This is a genomic window from Nitrospirillum bahiense (genome assembly GCF_007828025.1).
Lineage (GTDB): Bacteria > Pseudomonadota > Alphaproteobacteria > Azospirillales > Azospirillaceae > Nitrospirillum > Nitrospirillum amazonense.
Genome location: NZ_VITO01000023.1, coordinates 13,162 through 28,686 on the forward strand (window position 1 = coordinate 13,162; position 15,525 = coordinate 28,686).

Below are 15,525 nucleotides of genomic sequence, written 5' to 3' on the forward strand. Positions count from 1 at the left end.
CTTCGCTCCTTCGCGGTGGGCGGCCTCACCCTTCCGCCAGCATGGTCTCCAGCCAGCGCAACGCCGGTGACTTGTCACCCAGGCGCTGGCGCTCCGTCCGGGCGATGGCGGCGAACAGGCGGCGCTTCAGGCCGGGACCATCCACGCCCGGCGGGCGGCCGGCGGCGTCCAGGACCAGATCCACCAGGCGGTCGGCGGCATGCAGGCGGCCCATCAGATAGTCGCTCTCACGGTGCACGCGGCTGAAGAAGGCGCCGAAGTGGTTGATCTCCCGCCCTTTCAGGGGGATGGCGCCGCCCATGGCTTGGCAGAAGCGGGCGTCGTCCGGGCTGATGCGATCCACCCGCACCTCCTCCAGGTCGTCCAACTCGCGCCAGCCGCTGATGGAAAAGGTCAGCACGTCCCAGAAGGCGAAGCCGACATAGGCCACGAACAGTTCCCGCCGCGCCGCCACCCCCAGCATGTTCAGGCCCATCAGGGCGAAGATCTCGTCCACCTGCTGGTTGATGGCGTTCAGATCGATGCGCCGCGCCAGATCCCACATCACCTGGTCCACCGCCGCCACGTCCGGCTGGCGGCCCATGGCCAGGGGTTCGACGAAGGGCACGGCCAGGGCCTCGCGCTCGTCCGCGCTGAGGAAGGCGCCGGACTCGTAGACGCGCAGCCGCTCCAGGCAGTCGTAGAGATTGGCCTTGATCTCATCCAGGTCGCGCGCGGCGACGTCGGTGAACTCGTCTTCTTCCAGCCGGGCGTACAGCTCGTTCAGGGCGCGGATGACGAAGCGCAGGCGCCGGCCGCGGAAGCCCACGTCGAAGGCCAGCAGGAAGCGCACCCAGGGTGGCGCGTCGCCGCCCGGCAGGCCGTCCTCCCGTCGCTCCAGGCTCCAGGTCGTCACTTGGTCGGGGGTGATGCCGGTGGCCCGCGCCCAGGCGTGCAGCGCCTCGGTGGCCTGGCGGGCGGCGGCCGTCCCCGGCTGATAGCCGCAGCCCACCGCCACCAGCCGGCCCATGGCGTCCAGAACCGATGTCAGCTTGAGGCGGACGTAGGCCTCATAGGCGAAGCCCGCCTCCTGGGCCGCGCGGCCGTTGGCGATTTCCCGCCAGTCATGGATTTGGGCGTAGGTCAGTTCGGCCGGCGGCTCACCCCCCACCACCTCATGCACCAGCTGGGTGATGCCGGGGCGGGCGGCATCGATGACGGAGCGCAACTGGCGCACCCGGGCGTTGTTGCGGTCGATGGAGACCAGTTCGTCGCGCACCGGCTCATTGCGCGGAATGTCGGACAATGCCCCCTTGAGCGTTCGGAAAAAGCCCGGCGTCTGCGCCTTGGCCACCCGTTTCAGGTGGGCGGGGTCGGGATCGATGTAGATCAGCCGGCGGTCGACCTCACGATAGGCCGGACGGCCGGAAATGGCGCGCAGCGCCTCGGCGAAGGGCTTGTTGTTCAGCACGCTGCCGTCGATGAAGCTGATGCGCCCCGGGTCCACGCCGGCGGCGGTATAGCGGCGGAAGTTGCGCTTCAGGAAGCGTTCCCGCTCCGGCCAGCCCTGCCCCCGCCGGGCCAGCAGGCCGTCTAGCGCCCTCAGGTGCGCCGGCGTGAAGGCGCCGGGGAAGGAGGAGGTGGCGCGGGCGGCGAACACAAGGCCGGGGATGGCGCCCTCGCCGAAATCCGTGTCCACCCGGCCGCCGGGCCAGCGGCGGTAGTGGAACTTCAGCACATGGCGATGCTCCCGCTCCTCCACCGTGGGCGGATCGTGCGCGGGGATGCGCTGCAGGAAGCCGTGGAAATCGGTGACCGTGACGAACAGGGACAGCGATTGCCCCGCGGGCAGCAGCGAGGCGTAGGGGCTGACCGGCCGCCCCATGGCGGAGGCTGCGTCCAGCAGCATCTCCATCAGCCGCATGCCGTCGAAGGGCGGCTTGAACCAGCGCGAGCGCACGAACATGGACAGCTTCCAGCGCATCTCGTCATCCGGCGCCAGGCGCATCAGCCGGCCCAGGCCATAGGCCAGGAAGGGCTTCAGGAACCACTTGCTCCACTTCGTCGCCCGGCCGTCCTCCACCATCAGGTTGGTGACGTCGGCGCCGTCCAGCCACAGCTCGGTCAGGGCGTCCAGGTCCAGGTCATGGGCCAGGGCGCGGGCCAGCAGCACGCCGTTGATGCCGCCGGCGGACGATCCGGCGATGACGTCGATGACGATGCGCAGGTCGATATGGGCGCCCACCTCCTGCAGCAGGGCGACGTAGACCTCCTCCGTATCCGGCGTCTGCGCCCCGCCGTCCAGGCTGGCGCCGCTGCTATAGCCGATGCGGCGGGCCAGGTCGTCCTGCAGGGCCTGGTAGCTGCCGGTGTTACGCAGCCGGGGATCATGGGTGCCATGGAACACGCGTGAGGCGCGGGCCAGCTTCAGCAGTTCCTTGGTGACGCCGTGCATGTACACGGCCAGCGACACCCCGCCGTAGCAGACGAGCGCCATGCGCAGTTCTTTTTCCTTCACGGCATGGCATCCGAGGCGGTGGTTTCTCCCGCCCCGACTGTCGCGCCGCGATCCGGGGCGGTCAATTAAGTCTTTGAGACTTTAAGTTTTTGAGGGTGGTGGACGACGATTGCGCGCCAGCGTCGTGACCAGCACGCCGCCGCCGATCAGCAGGGTGGCGGCCGTCTCCGCCAGGCCGGGTGCCTCGCCCAGCATCAGGGCGCCCAGACCCAGCGTGACCACGGGGATCAGGGCCGGCAGGGCGGCGGCCCCCGTGGCGCCCAGCAGGACCACGGCGCGGTTGAAGGCCGCCAGGCCCACCAGGGTGGTGAAGCAGCCCTGGTAGATGGCCTGCAGCGCGATGTCGTGCGCCTCCGCCTGGCCGATGCCCTTGGGCAACACCAGCAGATAGAGCGGCAGGTACAACAGCGCCGACCCGGTGGCGACGATGGCGGTGGCATGCAGCGGGCCCACGCCGCTACGCCTGAGGACGATGACGTAGATGGCCCACACCAAGGCGCCGCCCAGGAACAGGGCGTGGCCCAGGGCCGCCCCGTCACCCGACCCGCTGAACAGGCCGGGCCCGCCGATCAGGGCGCTGCCGCCCAGGATCAGGCCCACGCCGGCCCAGCCGATGGCCGGCAGGCGTTCGCGCAGGAACAGGGCGCCCAGCAGGGCGGTCATGGCCGCCATGGGGCCGGGGGTCAGGGCCGCCGCGTGCGAGGCCGGGGCGTAGCGGGCCCCGGCCGCCAGCATCAGGGCATAGGGCGCCCCCGATCCCGCCACCAGCAGGACCAGGCCGCCCAGGCCCAGCCGGTCGAAGGCCAGGCCCCGGCGGCGCAGGATGGGGACCATCAGGGCGCCGGCGGTGGCGAAGCGCAGGGCCACCAGGTCGAAGGCGTTCAGGCCGGCCTTCACGCCCATGCGGGTGATGACGAAGGACCCCGCCCACACCGCCACCGCCAGCAGCCCCCACAACGCCCCCCGCAGGCCGGGGTGGGCCCAGCGGCCGGGTGGGACGGAAAGCTCGGCGGCGGCGTCGGTCATTACAGGCCCAGCACGTCGCGCATGCTATAGAGGCCGGGGGCCTTGCCGCCGGCCCAGATCGCGGCGCGCACCGCACCTCGGGCGAAGATAGCGCGGCTGCCGGCCTTGTGCGTCAGCTCGATACGTTCGCCCTCGGCCGCGAAGATGACGGTGTGGTCGCCCACCACATCGCCGCCGCGCAGGGTGGCGAAGCCGATGTGTCCGGCCTCGCGCGCGCCGGTGTGGCCGTCGCGCACCCGGTCGGACACGGCCGCCAGGTCGACGCCGCGACCGGCCGCCGCCGCGCGGCCCAGGCCCAGCGCGGTGCCGGAGGGGGCGTCCACCTTGTGGCGGTGGTGCATCTCCACGATCTCGATATCCCAGACATCGGGCCCCAGGGTGCGGGCCACGTCCTCCACCAGCGCCAGCAGCAGGTTCACGCCCAGGCTCATGTTGGGCGCCTGCACCAGGGCGGCCGTCTTGGACGCGGCGTCGATGGCGGCCTGCTGGTCCGGCGCCAGGCCCGTGGTGCCCACCACCAGGGCGGTGCCGTGGCGGCCAGCCAGCGCGGCGTGCACGGCCGTGCCGGCGGGGGTGGTGAAGTCGATGACGGCGTCGCTGACGGTGAACAGGGCGTCGACATCGCTGGTGGAAACGAGGCCGGCGGGCTCCAGCCCGGCCAGGGTGCCCAGATCCTTGCCCAGGTCGGGATTGCCGGGGCGCATGGTGCCGCCGGACAGGGTGGCGCCGGGGGTGCCCAGCACCTCCCGCATCAGCATACGGCCCATCCGGCCGCCGCAGCCCACGATCCCGATCCGCATGATGTCATCCCCACCCGCCAGAAATTCCGTGGGGGCGTCTTAACACAGCTTACCCGCCCAGGCACCCCGCCAGGGCATGGGCGTTGGCGCGCATCAGGGTGGCGTAGAGGTCCGGCCCGGCGGGCAGCAGGGCGCCTTCGGGGTCCAGCACGCCGCGCTTGGCCTGGGTCCCGTCGACCAGGGTGCCGATCAGCGCCGTCTCGAACTGCGGCTCGGCGAAGACGCAGGTGGCGCCGGAGGCCTGGATGCGGGCGCGCAGTTGGCTCAGGCGGGCGGCACCCGGCCGCACCTCGGGGTTCAGGGTGATGGCGCCCACGCCGTCCAGGCGGTAGCGGGCCTCCAGGTAATGAAAGGCGTCGTGGAAGACGACGAAGGGCTTGGCGCTCACGGGCGCCAGGATGGCGCCGATTTCCGCATCCAGGGCATCCAGGCTGCGCAGCAGGGCGGCCAGGTTGTCGCGATAGCGGGCGGCGTCGGCCGGGTCGTGCTGGATCAGGGCGTCGGCCATGGCGCGGGCCATCGCCTTGGCGTTGGCGGGATCCAGCCAGGCGTGGCCGTCGATCTGGTTGTCGGCGGCCCCGCCCACCACGGCGGGCACCAGGTGGGGATGGCCATCCTGGTGGGACTCGCCATCCGCCCAGGCGCCGGCGCTGCGCAGGGCCAGGGGGCGCAGGCCCGGCGCCTCGATCAGGGTGACGATGTGGGCGCCCCGGGCCAGGCTGGCCAGCGGCTTCACCAGGAAGGGCTCCAAGGTCGGCCCCATCCAGAACACGATGTCGGCCTGGGACAGGGCGCTGGCGTCCGAGGGCTTCAGGCTGAAGCTGTGCGGGCTGGCCGTGCCGTCGACCAACAGCTTGGGTTGGCCGATCCCCAGCATCAGCGCCGCTGCCAGGGAATGCACCGGCTTCACGCTCGCCACCACCTTGGGCGCCGTGGGCGCGTCCGCCCGCGATGGGACGGTGAACGCCAGCCACAGCAGGGCGACCAGGGACAGGATGCGGAAGGGGGACATGGGATGCCAATCAGGTAAAAAGCGCCGGGGACACGCGCCCCCAACATGCAATGTTATACTATAACATTTGTCAAGTCAGTCCGGATGCCGTAAAGCCGGGGGGCACGCATACCCGTGCCGCAGGCGTCTTGGAACCTGGGGCCGGTTTCCCCGCCAGGAAGGGCCCATGCCGTCCGACGCAGAGTTTCCAGAGATGTCGCCTGAGGCAGCGCTTATCAAGACCACCAGCCTGACGGTGCAGTTCGGCCGGCGCACGGTGCTGCAGTCGGTGGACCTGGTGGTGTCGGCTGGCGAGGTCGTGACCCTGGTGGGCCCCAATGGCGCCGGCAAATCCACCCTACTGCGCGCCGTGCTGGGGCTGCAGCGGCCCAGCGGCGGCACGGTATGGCGCAAGCCCGGCCTGCGCATCGGCTATATGCCACAGCGCCTGGCCGTGGACGCCACCCTGCCCCTGACCGTGCGGCGGCTGCTGGCTCTCTGGGGCCCGGTGACCGACGCGGCGGTGGATGAGACGCTGGGCGAGGTGGGCGCCGCCAGCCTGGCCGATAGCCCGGTGCAGGCCCTGTCGGGCGGGGAGCTGCAGCGGGTCATGCTGGCCCGCGCCCTGCTGCGCCGGCCCGACCTGCTGGTGCTGGATGAACCGGCGCAGGCGGTGGACGTGGCCGGCCAGGCCACCCTGTACGCCTTGATCGACGCTATTCGCCGCCGCCACGGCTGCGGCGTGCTGATGGTCAGCCATGATCTCAGCTATGCCATTTCCGGCACCGACCGCCTGATTTGCCTGAATGGCCATGTCTGCTGCGCCGGCCGGCCGGAGGATGTGCGCCGCCATCCCGATTTCCAGGCCCTGTTCGGTATCGATCCGCTGGCCATGCCGGCCTGGCTGTCCGCGGCCGGGCCGCACAGCCATGGCGCCGCCACGCCGGGCTGCCAGCATACGCACGATCCTGGACCCAAGGACGGGCACCCCGCCAAGGACCAACAGCCCCATGGATGATTTCCTGTTGCGCGCGCTGGCCGGCGGCGTCGGCGTCGCCCTTGTGGCGGGGCCTCTCGGCTGCTTCGTCGTCTGGCGGCGCATGGCCTATTTCGGCGACACCCTGTCCCATGCCGCCCTGCTGGGCATCGCGCTGGGCTTCGTCGCCGGCATCAACCTGATGCTGGCGGTGGCGCTGGTGGGACTGGCGCTGGCCGGCGTGCTGGTGCTGATGCAGCGCCAGCGCAAGCTGGCCACCGATACGCTGCTGGGCCTGCTCAGCCACACCACGCTCAGCCTGGGCCTCATCGCCGTGGCCCTGCTGCAGACGGTGCGGGTGGACCTCATGTCCTATCTGTTCGGCGACATCCTAGCCGTCAGCGGTGGCGACCTGGCCTGGATCTGGGGCGGCGGGGCCGTGGTGCTGGCCCTGCTGGCCTGGCTGTGGCGCCCCTTGCTGGCCATGACGGTGAACGAGGATCTGGCGCGGGTGGAGGGTGTGCCCGTGCTGGCCACGCAGCTGGGCTTCATGATGCTGATGGCCGCCACCATCGCGCTGGCCATGAAGGTGGTGGGCGTGCTGCTGATCACCGCCCTGTTGATCATACCGGCCGCCTGCGCCCGCCGATTCGCCCGTACGCCGGAAATCATGGCCGGTCTGGCCGCTGCCATCGGCGCGTTGTCGGTCTGCGGCGGCCTGGGCGCCTCCTTCCGCGCCGACCTGCCGGCGGGGCCGGCGGTGGTGGTTGCTGCGGCCGCGTTGTTTCTGCTGTCCCAGCTTTTCCCAAGGGGTGGGCCCCGTTGAGAAAGCCGCCGGCCACCGCAGGTGGTGCGGTGTTCGCGGTCGCACACCGTTTTAACTAATTTTTAAGCACAATTTTCCTACCCGAGCCGCGTCCTTTCGGTCACTATCTAATTAACAGTACGTGAACCGACGCCCACCTGGTGTGTGGCAGACATGACGATGGAGCATGGTTTGGATCGGTTCTCCCTCACCGGCATGAAGGCCGGCTATGCGCAGGCGTCCGCCGGCTCAATGAGCCAAGGCTTCATCGCCGGGGAACTGCGCCGCGACACCGACCACTCGGCCGCCAGCCGCGTGGCACGCCTCGCCTGGTTCGAACTGGCCGCCGCCGCCACCCGACGATCCCTGGCCCAGGACTTGGCCGCCGACCTCGGTCTTCCCGATCTGGACAGCGCCGACCTGGATGGCTTTTACCTGGACATGGACGCGCCGCGCACTGCATCCCGGTAAAGGCGTCCCGGTAAGCGATTTATGATCCGGTGTTCGGGCTGGGCGCCGGGGCCGTCACCGGCGTGAAGCTGGTGGGTGCCGGATCCACGACGGTCACGCCGGTCTTGGTCACTTCCAACACGGACAAGCCCCGCTCCACCTGGCCGGTGGGCAGCAGGCGGAACACCCCGTCGATGCCGGCGAAACCGTTGGGATCGGTCAGGTTTTCCCGGACATAGGCCTTGTGGCCCTTGGCCAGCACGGCGGCCAGGGCGGTCGCGTCATAGGCCAGGGTGGCCAAGCGCGGCGGGCGCTGGCCGTATACGTCGTTGAACCGCTTCTCGAAGCCCTGGCGCGCGTCGGGGGCGGCGCTGGCATACCAGCCGCCCACCAGCGCCGGCTCGCGGCCGATGCCGGGCTCATCCCACTGGCCGGTGCCCAGGAAGCGCACGGGGCCGGGGTCGATGTCGAAGAAGGGCAACAGGGGCGCCACCTCCTTCAGCCGTTGGCCGCCCTCGGCGATCAGGATGGCCTGGAAGGGCAATTCCTCCACCGCGGGGCCGGGTTTTCCGTCCTTGCTGGCGGTGGCCTCGCGCGCCGCCGCCATCTGGGCGTGGCGCTGGTCGAAGTTGGACAGCCGCTTGATGGTGTCGCTGACGTCCTTCTGCGTGGGCTGATAGCGCGCGGCGCGGGTAACATCGGCGCCTGCCTTGGCGGCGGCGTCGCGCATGGCCTGCTCCACCATGTCGCCGTTGCCGCCCACGGGGGCCAGCAGCGCCAGGCGGGTCAGGCCGCGGCTGGCGGCGTAGCTGACCACGCGGGCCACCTGGTCCTGCGGCTGGAAGCCCAGCACCCAGGTGCCGCCCGCCGGGGCGTGCGTGTCGGCCACCGTCGCGTCGTTGGAAAAGCTCAGCACCGGCACCGTGCCCGCCGCCGGCGTCACCGCCTTGGCATCCACGCCGTAGACCGGGCCGATCAGCAGGGTGGCGCCGGCGGCCAGCGCGTCCTGCGCCGCGGCCACCGACCCCTCGGGCGTGCTCTTGGTGTCGCGGATCAGCAGTTGGAAATGGCTGTCGGCCGTGTCGAACAGGGCCATCTGCGCCGCCTGCTGCATGGCCTCGCCCAGGCTGGCGGCCTTGCCCGACAGGGGCAGCAGCAGGGCCACACGCACAGTTTCATCCGCCGGGACCGTGGCGGGCGCGGGGGCCGCTTCCGCCTGGGCCGGGGCCGCCTCGGGCTGGGGCTGGGCCGCTTGCGGCCCGGTCGCCTGCTGGGGCGACTGCTGCGGTGCTTGCGCGGCGCGCGGCGGGGCCGTTACCGTGGGCTGGCTGGCGCAGCCCGCCAGCAAGGCCCCCGCCAGCAAGGCCAGCGTCAGCAGCGTCGCTGCGGTCCTGGCCGCCGCCGTCGTGGCGGACATCCCGGCATACTTCATCGCAAACCCACCCGTTGATCCCATGAAACCGCAGCAACCACCTGTCGACGATGTCGTTGCCGGCCCTGTCGACGCCGGCAACGATCCATACGATGACGTTCCGTCGGACGGGGACATCCCGCCGGACGAGGACGGGGCAGAGCCTAGCGGCAGCGCCCTCGCGCGTAAACCGCCGCCTGGCCTGCATGTCATCGCCACGCCCATCGGCAACGCCGGCGACATCACCCTGCGCGCGCTGGAAACGCTGAAGGGCGTCGACGCCATCGCCTGCGAGGACACCCGTGTGACGGCCAAGCTGATGGCCCGGTACCAGGTGCGCAAGCCCCTGCTGCCCTATCACGAGCACAACGCCGCCCGCATGCGGCCGCAGCTGCTGGCCCGCATCGCGGCGGGCGAGGCCATCGCCCTGGTGTCTGACGCCGGCACGCCGCTGATCTCCGACCCCGGCTACAAGCTGGTGCGCGAGGCGCGCGACCAGGGCTTGCACGTCACCCATCTGCCGGGTGCCAGCGCCACCCTGACCGCCCTGGTGCTGGCGGGTCTGCCCTCCGACCGCTTCCTGTTCGCGGGCTTCCTGCCCAACAAGACCGGCGCCCGCCGGGCCGCGCTGGAGGAACTGGCGCCGGTGCGCGCCACCCTGGTTCTGTTCGAGTCGGCCCAGCGCCTGGCCGACCTGCTGGCCGATGCCGCCCAGGTGCTGGGCGGGCGCGAGGTGGCGGTGGCGCGTGAGTTGACCAAGCTTTTCGAGGAGGTGCGGCGCGGCACCCTGCCTGGGCTCGCCGCCCACTATGCCGAGAATGGCCCGCCCAAGGGCGAGGTGGTGGTGGTCATCGGCCCGCCGCTTGATGCTGGTGGGGAGGAGGTCGACATCGACGGCCTCCTGCGCGCCGCCTTGCGCACCCTCAGCGTCCGCGACGCCGCCGCCACGGTGGCGGAGGCCAGCGGCGCCCCCCGCAAGCAGGTCTACCAACGGGCGCTCGAGATGTCGAAAGATGACGCGGTCTGAGCGGCTGGCAAGAAAGACGCAGAAGGGCCGCTCCGGCGAACGCCTGGGCCGCTGGGCGGAGGCCTGGTGCCGCCTGGCCCTGCGGCTGAAGGGCTACCGTGTATTGGCCAGCCGCTGTCGCACCCCGGCGGGGGAGATCGACATCGTGGCGGCCAGGGGCGACCTGCTGGTCATCGTCGAGGTCAAGGCGCGCCCGACGGAGGATTTGGGCCACCTGGCCGCCAGCCTGGCGCAATGGCGCCGGCTGGAACGGGCCGCCGGCCTCTATGTCGCTGCCCGGCCCCGGCTGGCGCGCCACGCCGTCCGCTTCGACCTCATGATTGTCCGGCCCCGGCGCTGGCCGCTGCACCGGCCGGACGCCTGGCGGCCCTCCTGACGGCTCGTTCCATACGGGATCATTGAAGGTTCCGGCGGCATTGATGGTCGACACCGGCCCCGGCGATGCGCTATCTCCCCAAAAGCCTGGCTCCCCAAAGCCCGGCGCCGCAGGGCCGATGCCGGAGGGAGCATCCAATCCGTGACCAGCCAGGGGTCCCAGAATCGCAGCACCCGCGCCGGCAAGGGCCAGGCGCAAGCCCGCGCGCTGTTGCGCGCCGTGGGCCAGATGCGTGACGAGGATATCGACCTGGCGGAAACCGCCCTGGCGCTGGCGATCCTGTCCAGCGGCGACACCGGCCTGGCGCCCTACCGCCGGCATCTCACCGCTCTCTCGGCCGCCGTGGCCAGGCTGACGGCCGGCCGCGCGCCGGAGGCGCTGACCCTGGAGGAGTGCCTGGACGCGCTGCGCGGCGCCCTGGTGGACCGCATGGGCTATGAGGGCGACAGCGCCACCTATGAGGATTTGCAGAACGCCAACCTGGCGCGGGTCATCGATCGGCGCCGGGGCCTGCCGGTGGCGCTCGGCATCCTTTACATGCATGCCGCCCGCGCCCAGGGCTGGCACATGGTGGGCCTGAATTTCCCCGGCCATTTCCTCATCCGCCTCGATCACGGCGGCGACCGCGCCATCATCGACCCCTTCGGCGGCGGCCGGGTGCTGAGCGTGGTCGACCTGCGCGACCTGATCAAGCAGACCTCGGGCGCCGCGGCGGAACTGGAACCGGACCACTACGCCCCCGTGGGCAACCGCGACGTCCTCCTGCGCCTGCATAACAATGTGAAGCTGCTGCACATGCGCGGCGAACGGCCCGACTTGGCGGCCGAGGCGGTGGAGGCCATGTTGCTGATGGCCCCGGGCCAGGTGGCGCTGTGGCGCGAATCCGGCCTGCTGCAGGCTCAACTGGGCCATATCACCACCGCCATTTCGGCGTTCGAGACCTTCCTGGACCTGGGAGCCCGCGCCGGCACCTCCGCCCAGCTGCTGGACCAGGCGGCCACCCTGGTGCAGCATCTGCGCAACCGCCTGAACTGATCCGATCTTTATTCACACCCCTGTGATTGGCGCCGCAGCAGGGCCAGTCCACCGGGGTCACAGTCCAACCCTTTGCCAGCCAAGCACCGCCGGACCGCCGGGGTGGGGGAGATGAGAATGAGCCTGTCCGTTGCCATTCAGATGGACCCGATGCACTCCATCAACATCGATACCGACAGCACCTTCATGATGGCGCTGGAGGCGCAACGGCGGGGGCACATCCTCTACCACTACCTGCCCCAGGACCTGGCCTTCCGCCACAGCCGCCTGGTGGCCACCGCCCGGCCTCTGGAGGTGCGGCGCGAACGGGGCAACCACCACACCTTCGGCCCGGCCGAGACGCTGGATCTGGCCAGCGTCGACGTGGTGCTGATGCGCCAGGACCCGCCCTTCGACATGGCCTACATCACGGCCACCCACCTGCTGGAACACGTCCATCCCAGGACCCTGGTGGTGAACGACCCCGCCTCCGTCCGCAACGCGCCGGAAAAGCTGTTCGTCACCCACTTCCCGGACCTGATGCCGCCCACGCTGATCACCAGCGCCAAGGACGAGGTCCTGGCCTTCCGCCGCGAATACAAGGACATCATCGTGAAGCCGCTGTTCGGCAACGGCGGCTCCGGCGTCTTCCATGTGAAGCCGGATGACGAGAACCTGGGCGCCCTGCTGGAGACCTTCACCCAGCTCTACCGCGAGCCCATCATCGTGCAGAAGTACCTGCCGGAAATCCGCCAGGGCGACAAACGCATCCTGCTGGTGGATGGCGAGCCGGTGGGCGCCGTCAGCCGCCTGCCGCAGGAGGGCGAGGCGCGCGCCAACTTCCACGCCGGCGGCAGCGCCGCCAAGACCGACCTGACCCAGCGCGAGCGCGAAATCTGCGCCACCATCGGCGGGGTGCTGCGCGACAAGGGTCTGGTGTTCGTGGGTATCGACGTCATCGGCGACTACCTGACCGAGATCAACGTGACCAGCCCCACCGGCATCCAGGAGATCAACCGCCTCAACGGCGGCGCCATCGAGTCCACTCTGTGGGACGCCATCGAGCGGCGGTACGCCGCGTCACGATGAAGCCATGGGGCCAAAGGGGGCTCGGCGGCAGGTGGTCTGGCGGCGTTGGTGTGACATTTCCGCCGCTGGAAACGCCAGGCGCAGCCCACTGCGAAAATAGGGGGCGGGGGACCGTTGAAATCAGGTCACACCGTCTACTTATTATCACCCTGTGCGAACGATTTGGCGGGCTTTCCGGGATGCGGGTCGCCCAGGGCCATGATACGCTTCGTGATATTTGCATGAACCAGAGGACGCCCGTGGCACGGCATCGGCGTCCGGTCGATGAGGCGGTCGATGGCTGGCGCGGACGATCTCGGCGGGGAGGACAGCCCCAAGCGGGCACCCAGGGCTTCCAGGGGCTCGGGCCCCGATGGGGCGCCGGGTGGCAATGTCGTCAATGCCGAACGGTTGCGCCGCCAGGGCGACCGCATCCGTGAGATCGAACGCCTCATGTGGGGCGCCCGCGCCTTCGCCGAGGGCGATGATCCGGATAACCGGACGGACTAACCCGTCCTTTTCCCCTACGTTTACGTCCCCGGCTGGCCGCCATGGCGCCAGCGGACCATGGCGCGCCTGGCCTTGCGTCGCTCAGGCAGGCTGGCCAGCACCGCGCGCCGCTGGTCCGGCGTCATCCCGCCCCACAAGGTGATCTCTTCCAAGGTGCGCTGGCAACCGGCGCACAAGCCGCTGCGCGCGTCGATGCGACAGACCCTGGTGCAGGGGCTGGCGACGTAATCGTCCGGATTGGGAACCTTTGGATCGGGGCCGGTCGAAGGGATGGGGCTGTCGGTCACGGTGTCAGCGCCGGTCGGTTGCGGGACAGTCAGATATAGCGGCGGCGGGGGTTTCGTGTCGCCCTTTCCATCGCCGCCTTTCCCACGCCATCCTACACTTTCTGACAGGATGTTAACCCGCCGTTGTATCTTTGGGGTTAGGAATGGGTTTATCCTGCGCGCTTGCGAAGCCGCAAGGGGGCGCCCAGGGGACGCAGGGGATGTGGCCCCAAGGGGAAGCGGAAAGGTATTGCCAGGATGTCGGTGTTGGAGACCGCGCGGCGCCGCCGCCCGGCCGTCTTTTTTATGACCCGCGGCCCGATTTTGGCCGCCCTCTCCGGTATTGTCCTGACTGTCCTGGCCGCGTTCTACGTCCATTCCATGCTGTCGGGCGTGGCCCAGGCCCGGCTGGCGGATGAGGCCGACGCCCGCAGCCGCCATGTGCAGCAACGTCTGGACCGCATCGCCGCCACCTTAGGCGCGGAGGGCGATTTCCTGACCGCCAACCCCTCCCCGGCGGAATTCGACCGCCAGGTGGCCCTGCTGATCGACCTCCGGCCCGAGATCCGGGCCGTGTCCTGGGTGGGGCCGGGCGGCCGCCTGCTGCGGACCGGCCCCATGGGGGCCGAAATCGCACCCGCGGACATGGCCGACCTCCCGCTTTCGCCCGAGGGCGTCACCGTGCGCCTGAGCGCCGACGGCGCCAACCTGTTGCTGGCGCGGTCCACATCCGGGCCGGCGCCCAGCGGCGGGCCCAGTGGCGGGCCCAGTGGCGGGATGGCGCTGGTGGCCCGCATCGACCTGCGCGACCTGCTGACCCTGCGCATGGAGGGGCAGGCCGATCCTGCCCTATGGACCCGGCTCAGCCTGCGGTCGCGCGGGGGCGAGGCCGCCTTCGTCCAGACGGGGCATGCCGCCACCGCCACCTCCGAATTCAGCCGAGCCCTGTCCATCGGCGATGGGGTGTGGTGGTTGGACATGACGGGCGACCTGGTAGCCGGTCTGGCCCGCCAGTCGTGGGAGGTGGAGGCCGTGCTGGTCTTCGGCTTCGCGCTGACCCTCGGCGTCAGCCTGGTGCTGATGGTCAGCCGCCGCCGCGCCCATGACCGCACCGTGCTGATGGACAGCCTGGAACAGGCCAACGCCGTGCTGCATGCCAGCGAGCGCAAGTACCGCGACATCTATGAGAACGCGGTGGAGGGCATGTTCACCATCACCGTCGGGGGCGCCATCCTGTCGGCCAACCCCGCCCTGGTGCGCATGCTGGGCTATGCCTCGGAAGAGGACTTGGCGACCACCTTGACCGACGCCTGGACGCAGCTGTTCGTCGATCCGCGCCCCCGGGTGGAATTTCCCCAGGAGGTCATGGATCGTGGCGCCATCCAGGATTTCGCGGCCGAGATCCGCCGCCGGGACGGCAGCGCCCTCTGGGCGTCCCTGTCCGCCCGGGTGCTGCTGGACGGCGCCGGCCGCGCCTACGCCATCCAGGGCACGGCCGACGACATCACCGACCGCCGCCGGGCCGAGGTGGCGCTGCGCCTGGCCAAGGAACAATCGGAATTCGCCAGTCGCTCCAAGACCGAGTTCCTGGCCAACATGAGCCATGAGCTGCGAACGCCCCTGAACGCCATCATCGGTTTTTCCGAGATCATCGGCAGCCAGTCGCTGGGCCCCATCGACAACCCCGCCTACGCCGAATACGCCAAGGACATCCACGACAGCGGCCGCATGCTGCTGGACCTGATCAACGACATCCTGGACCTGTCCAAGATCGAGGCCGGAAAGCGTGAGCTGAACGAGCACATGGTGGACCTGCCGCGCGTCTTCGCCTCCTGCCTGCGGGTGGTGAAGGAACGGGCCATCCGCGGCGGCATCCACTTGCAGACCGACTACGCCGACTTCCTGCCCCGCCTGCGCGCGGACGAGGTGGCGCTGAAGCAGTTGCTGTCCAACCTGCTGGCCAACGCCGTGAAGTTCACGCTGAAGGGCGGCACCGTCACCCTGGGCGCCGTGGTCGATGGCGACGGCCGCCTGGTCATCACCGTGGCCGACACGGGCATCGGCATGCGGGCGGAAGACATCGGCCGCGCCCTGGAACCCTTCCGCCAGATCGAGAACCCGCTGACCCGCACTGCCGGCGGCGCCGGCCTGGGTCTGCCCCTGGTGCGCGCCCTGGTGGAACTGCACGGCGGCAAGCTGGAGATCGAGAGCGAGCCCGGCACCGGCACCATCGCCCGCGTCGTCATGCCCGCCGACAGGGTGTGGCCGGACATCGGGCTGGTGGCCGCGGCGAACTGACCATCACCGG

Annotated in this window: 15 protein-coding genes; 9 read left to right on the forward strand and 6 right to left on the reverse strand. The window is 70.4% G+C overall.

All coding sequences use genetic code 11. The annotated features are described in order from the left end of the window. Positions 1-25 precede the first annotated feature (25 nt). The 4 genes from FBZ88_RS24810 to FBZ88_RS24825 form a co-directional block, all read right to left on the reverse strand. Complete coding sequence (locus FBZ88_RS24810) at positions 26-2,497, reverse strand: patatin-like protein (protein ID WP_246138844.1); 2,472 nt, start codon at positions 2,495-2,497, stop codon at positions 26-28. 81 nt (positions 2,498-2,578) lie between these two features. Continuing rightward, positions 2,579-3,523, reverse strand: a complete 945-nt coding sequence (locus FBZ88_RS24815; protein WP_145619746.1) for a DMT family transporter — start codon at positions 3,521-3,523, stop codon at positions 2,579-2,581. Beyond that, positions 3,523-4,323: a 4-hydroxy-tetrahydrodipicolinate reductase gene (gene dapB, locus FBZ88_RS24820; protein WP_145619747.1), complete on the reverse strand. Its 801-nt coding sequence runs from the start codon at positions 4,321-4,323 to the stop codon at positions 3,523-3,525. Before dapB ends, FBZ88_RS24815 begins: the two co-directional genes overlap by 1 nt. A gap of 49 nt (positions 4,324-4,372) precedes the next feature. Further along, positions 4,373-5,335 (reverse strand): zinc ABC transporter substrate-binding protein, encoded by a 963-nt coding sequence (locus FBZ88_RS24825; protein WP_145619748.1) that lies wholly within the window; start codon positions 5,333-5,335, stop codon positions 4,373-4,375. A gap of 166 nt (positions 5,336-5,501) precedes the next feature. On the opposite strand from FBZ88_RS24825, the gene FBZ88_RS24830 reads away from it, so the two are divergent. From FBZ88_RS24830 to FBZ88_RS24840, 3 genes are all read left to right on the forward strand, one after another. After that, entirely contained in the window at positions 5,502-6,332 is an 831-nt protein-coding gene (locus FBZ88_RS24830) for an ATP-binding cassette domain-containing protein (RefSeq protein ID WP_211102792.1), read from the forward strand. Continuing rightward, positions 6,325-7,116: a zinc ABC transporter permease subunit ZnuB gene (gene znuB / locus FBZ88_RS24835; protein WP_145619749.1), complete on the forward strand. Its 792-nt coding sequence runs from the start codon at positions 6,325-6,327 to the stop codon at positions 7,114-7,116. The genes FBZ88_RS24830 and znuB overlap by 8 nt, the downstream gene beginning before the upstream one ends. Before the next feature lie 171 nt (positions 7,117-7,287). Continuing rightward, complete coding sequence (locus tag FBZ88_RS24840; protein WP_145619750.1) at positions 7,288-7,566, forward strand: hypothetical protein; 279 nt, start codon at positions 7,288-7,290, stop codon at positions 7,564-7,566. Between the two features lie 19 nt (positions 7,567-7,585). Here the strand turns inward: FBZ88_RS24840 and FBZ88_RS24845 are convergent, their stop codons facing one another. Continuing rightward, positions 7,586-8,962 (reverse strand): penicillin-binding protein activator, encoded by a 1,377-nt coding sequence (locus FBZ88_RS24845; RefSeq protein WP_145619751.1) that lies wholly within the window; start codon positions 8,960-8,962, stop codon positions 7,586-7,588. 37 nt (positions 8,963-8,999) lie between these two features. Between FBZ88_RS24845 and rsmI the strand changes: the two genes are divergently transcribed. From rsmI to FBZ88_RS24870, 5 genes are all read left to right on the forward strand, one after another. Next, positions 9,000-9,983, forward strand: a complete 984-nt coding sequence (gene rsmI, locus FBZ88_RS24850) for a 16S rRNA (cytidine(1402)-2'-O)-methyltransferase (RefSeq protein ID WP_145619752.1) — start codon at positions 9,000-9,002, stop codon at positions 9,981-9,983. Next, positions 9,970-10,359: a YraN family protein gene (locus tag FBZ88_RS24855; RefSeq protein WP_145619753.1), complete on the forward strand. Its 390-nt coding sequence runs from the start codon at positions 9,970-9,972 to the stop codon at positions 10,357-10,359. The genes rsmI and FBZ88_RS24855 overlap by 14 nt, the downstream gene beginning before the upstream one ends. A gap of 141 nt (positions 10,360-10,500) precedes the next feature. After that, positions 10,501-11,394 (forward strand): SirB1 family protein, encoded by an 894-nt coding sequence (locus FBZ88_RS24860; protein WP_246138845.1) that lies wholly within the window; start codon positions 10,501-10,503, stop codon positions 11,392-11,394. Positions 11,395-11,511: 117 nt separating this feature from the next. After that, positions 11,512-12,462 (forward strand): glutathione synthase, encoded by a 951-nt coding sequence (gene gshB / locus FBZ88_RS24865; RefSeq protein WP_145619754.1) that lies wholly within the window; start codon positions 11,512-11,514, stop codon positions 12,460-12,462. Between the two features lie 276 nt (positions 12,463-12,738). Beyond that, on the forward strand, positions 12,739-12,951 hold the full coding sequence (locus FBZ88_RS24870) for a hypothetical protein (protein WP_040848069.1): 213 nt from the start codon (positions 12,739-12,741) through the stop codon (positions 12,949-12,951). A 20-nt stretch (positions 12,952-12,971) separates the two neighbouring features. Here FBZ88_RS24870 and FBZ88_RS31135 read toward each other — a convergent pair whose 3' ends face one another. Then, positions 12,972-13,238, reverse strand: a complete 267-nt coding sequence (locus tag FBZ88_RS31135; RefSeq protein WP_246138846.1) for a DUF1289 domain-containing protein — start codon at positions 13,236-13,238, stop codon at positions 12,972-12,974. 285 nt (positions 13,239-13,523) lie between these two features. On the opposite strand from FBZ88_RS31135, the gene FBZ88_RS24880 reads away from it, so the two are divergent. Continuing rightward, positions 13,524-15,515, forward strand: coding sequence for a sensor histidine kinase (locus FBZ88_RS24880; RefSeq protein WP_246138847.1), 1,992 nt, complete (start codon positions 13,524-13,526; stop codon positions 15,513-15,515). The last annotated feature ends 10 nt before the right edge of the window (positions 15,516-15,525 follow it).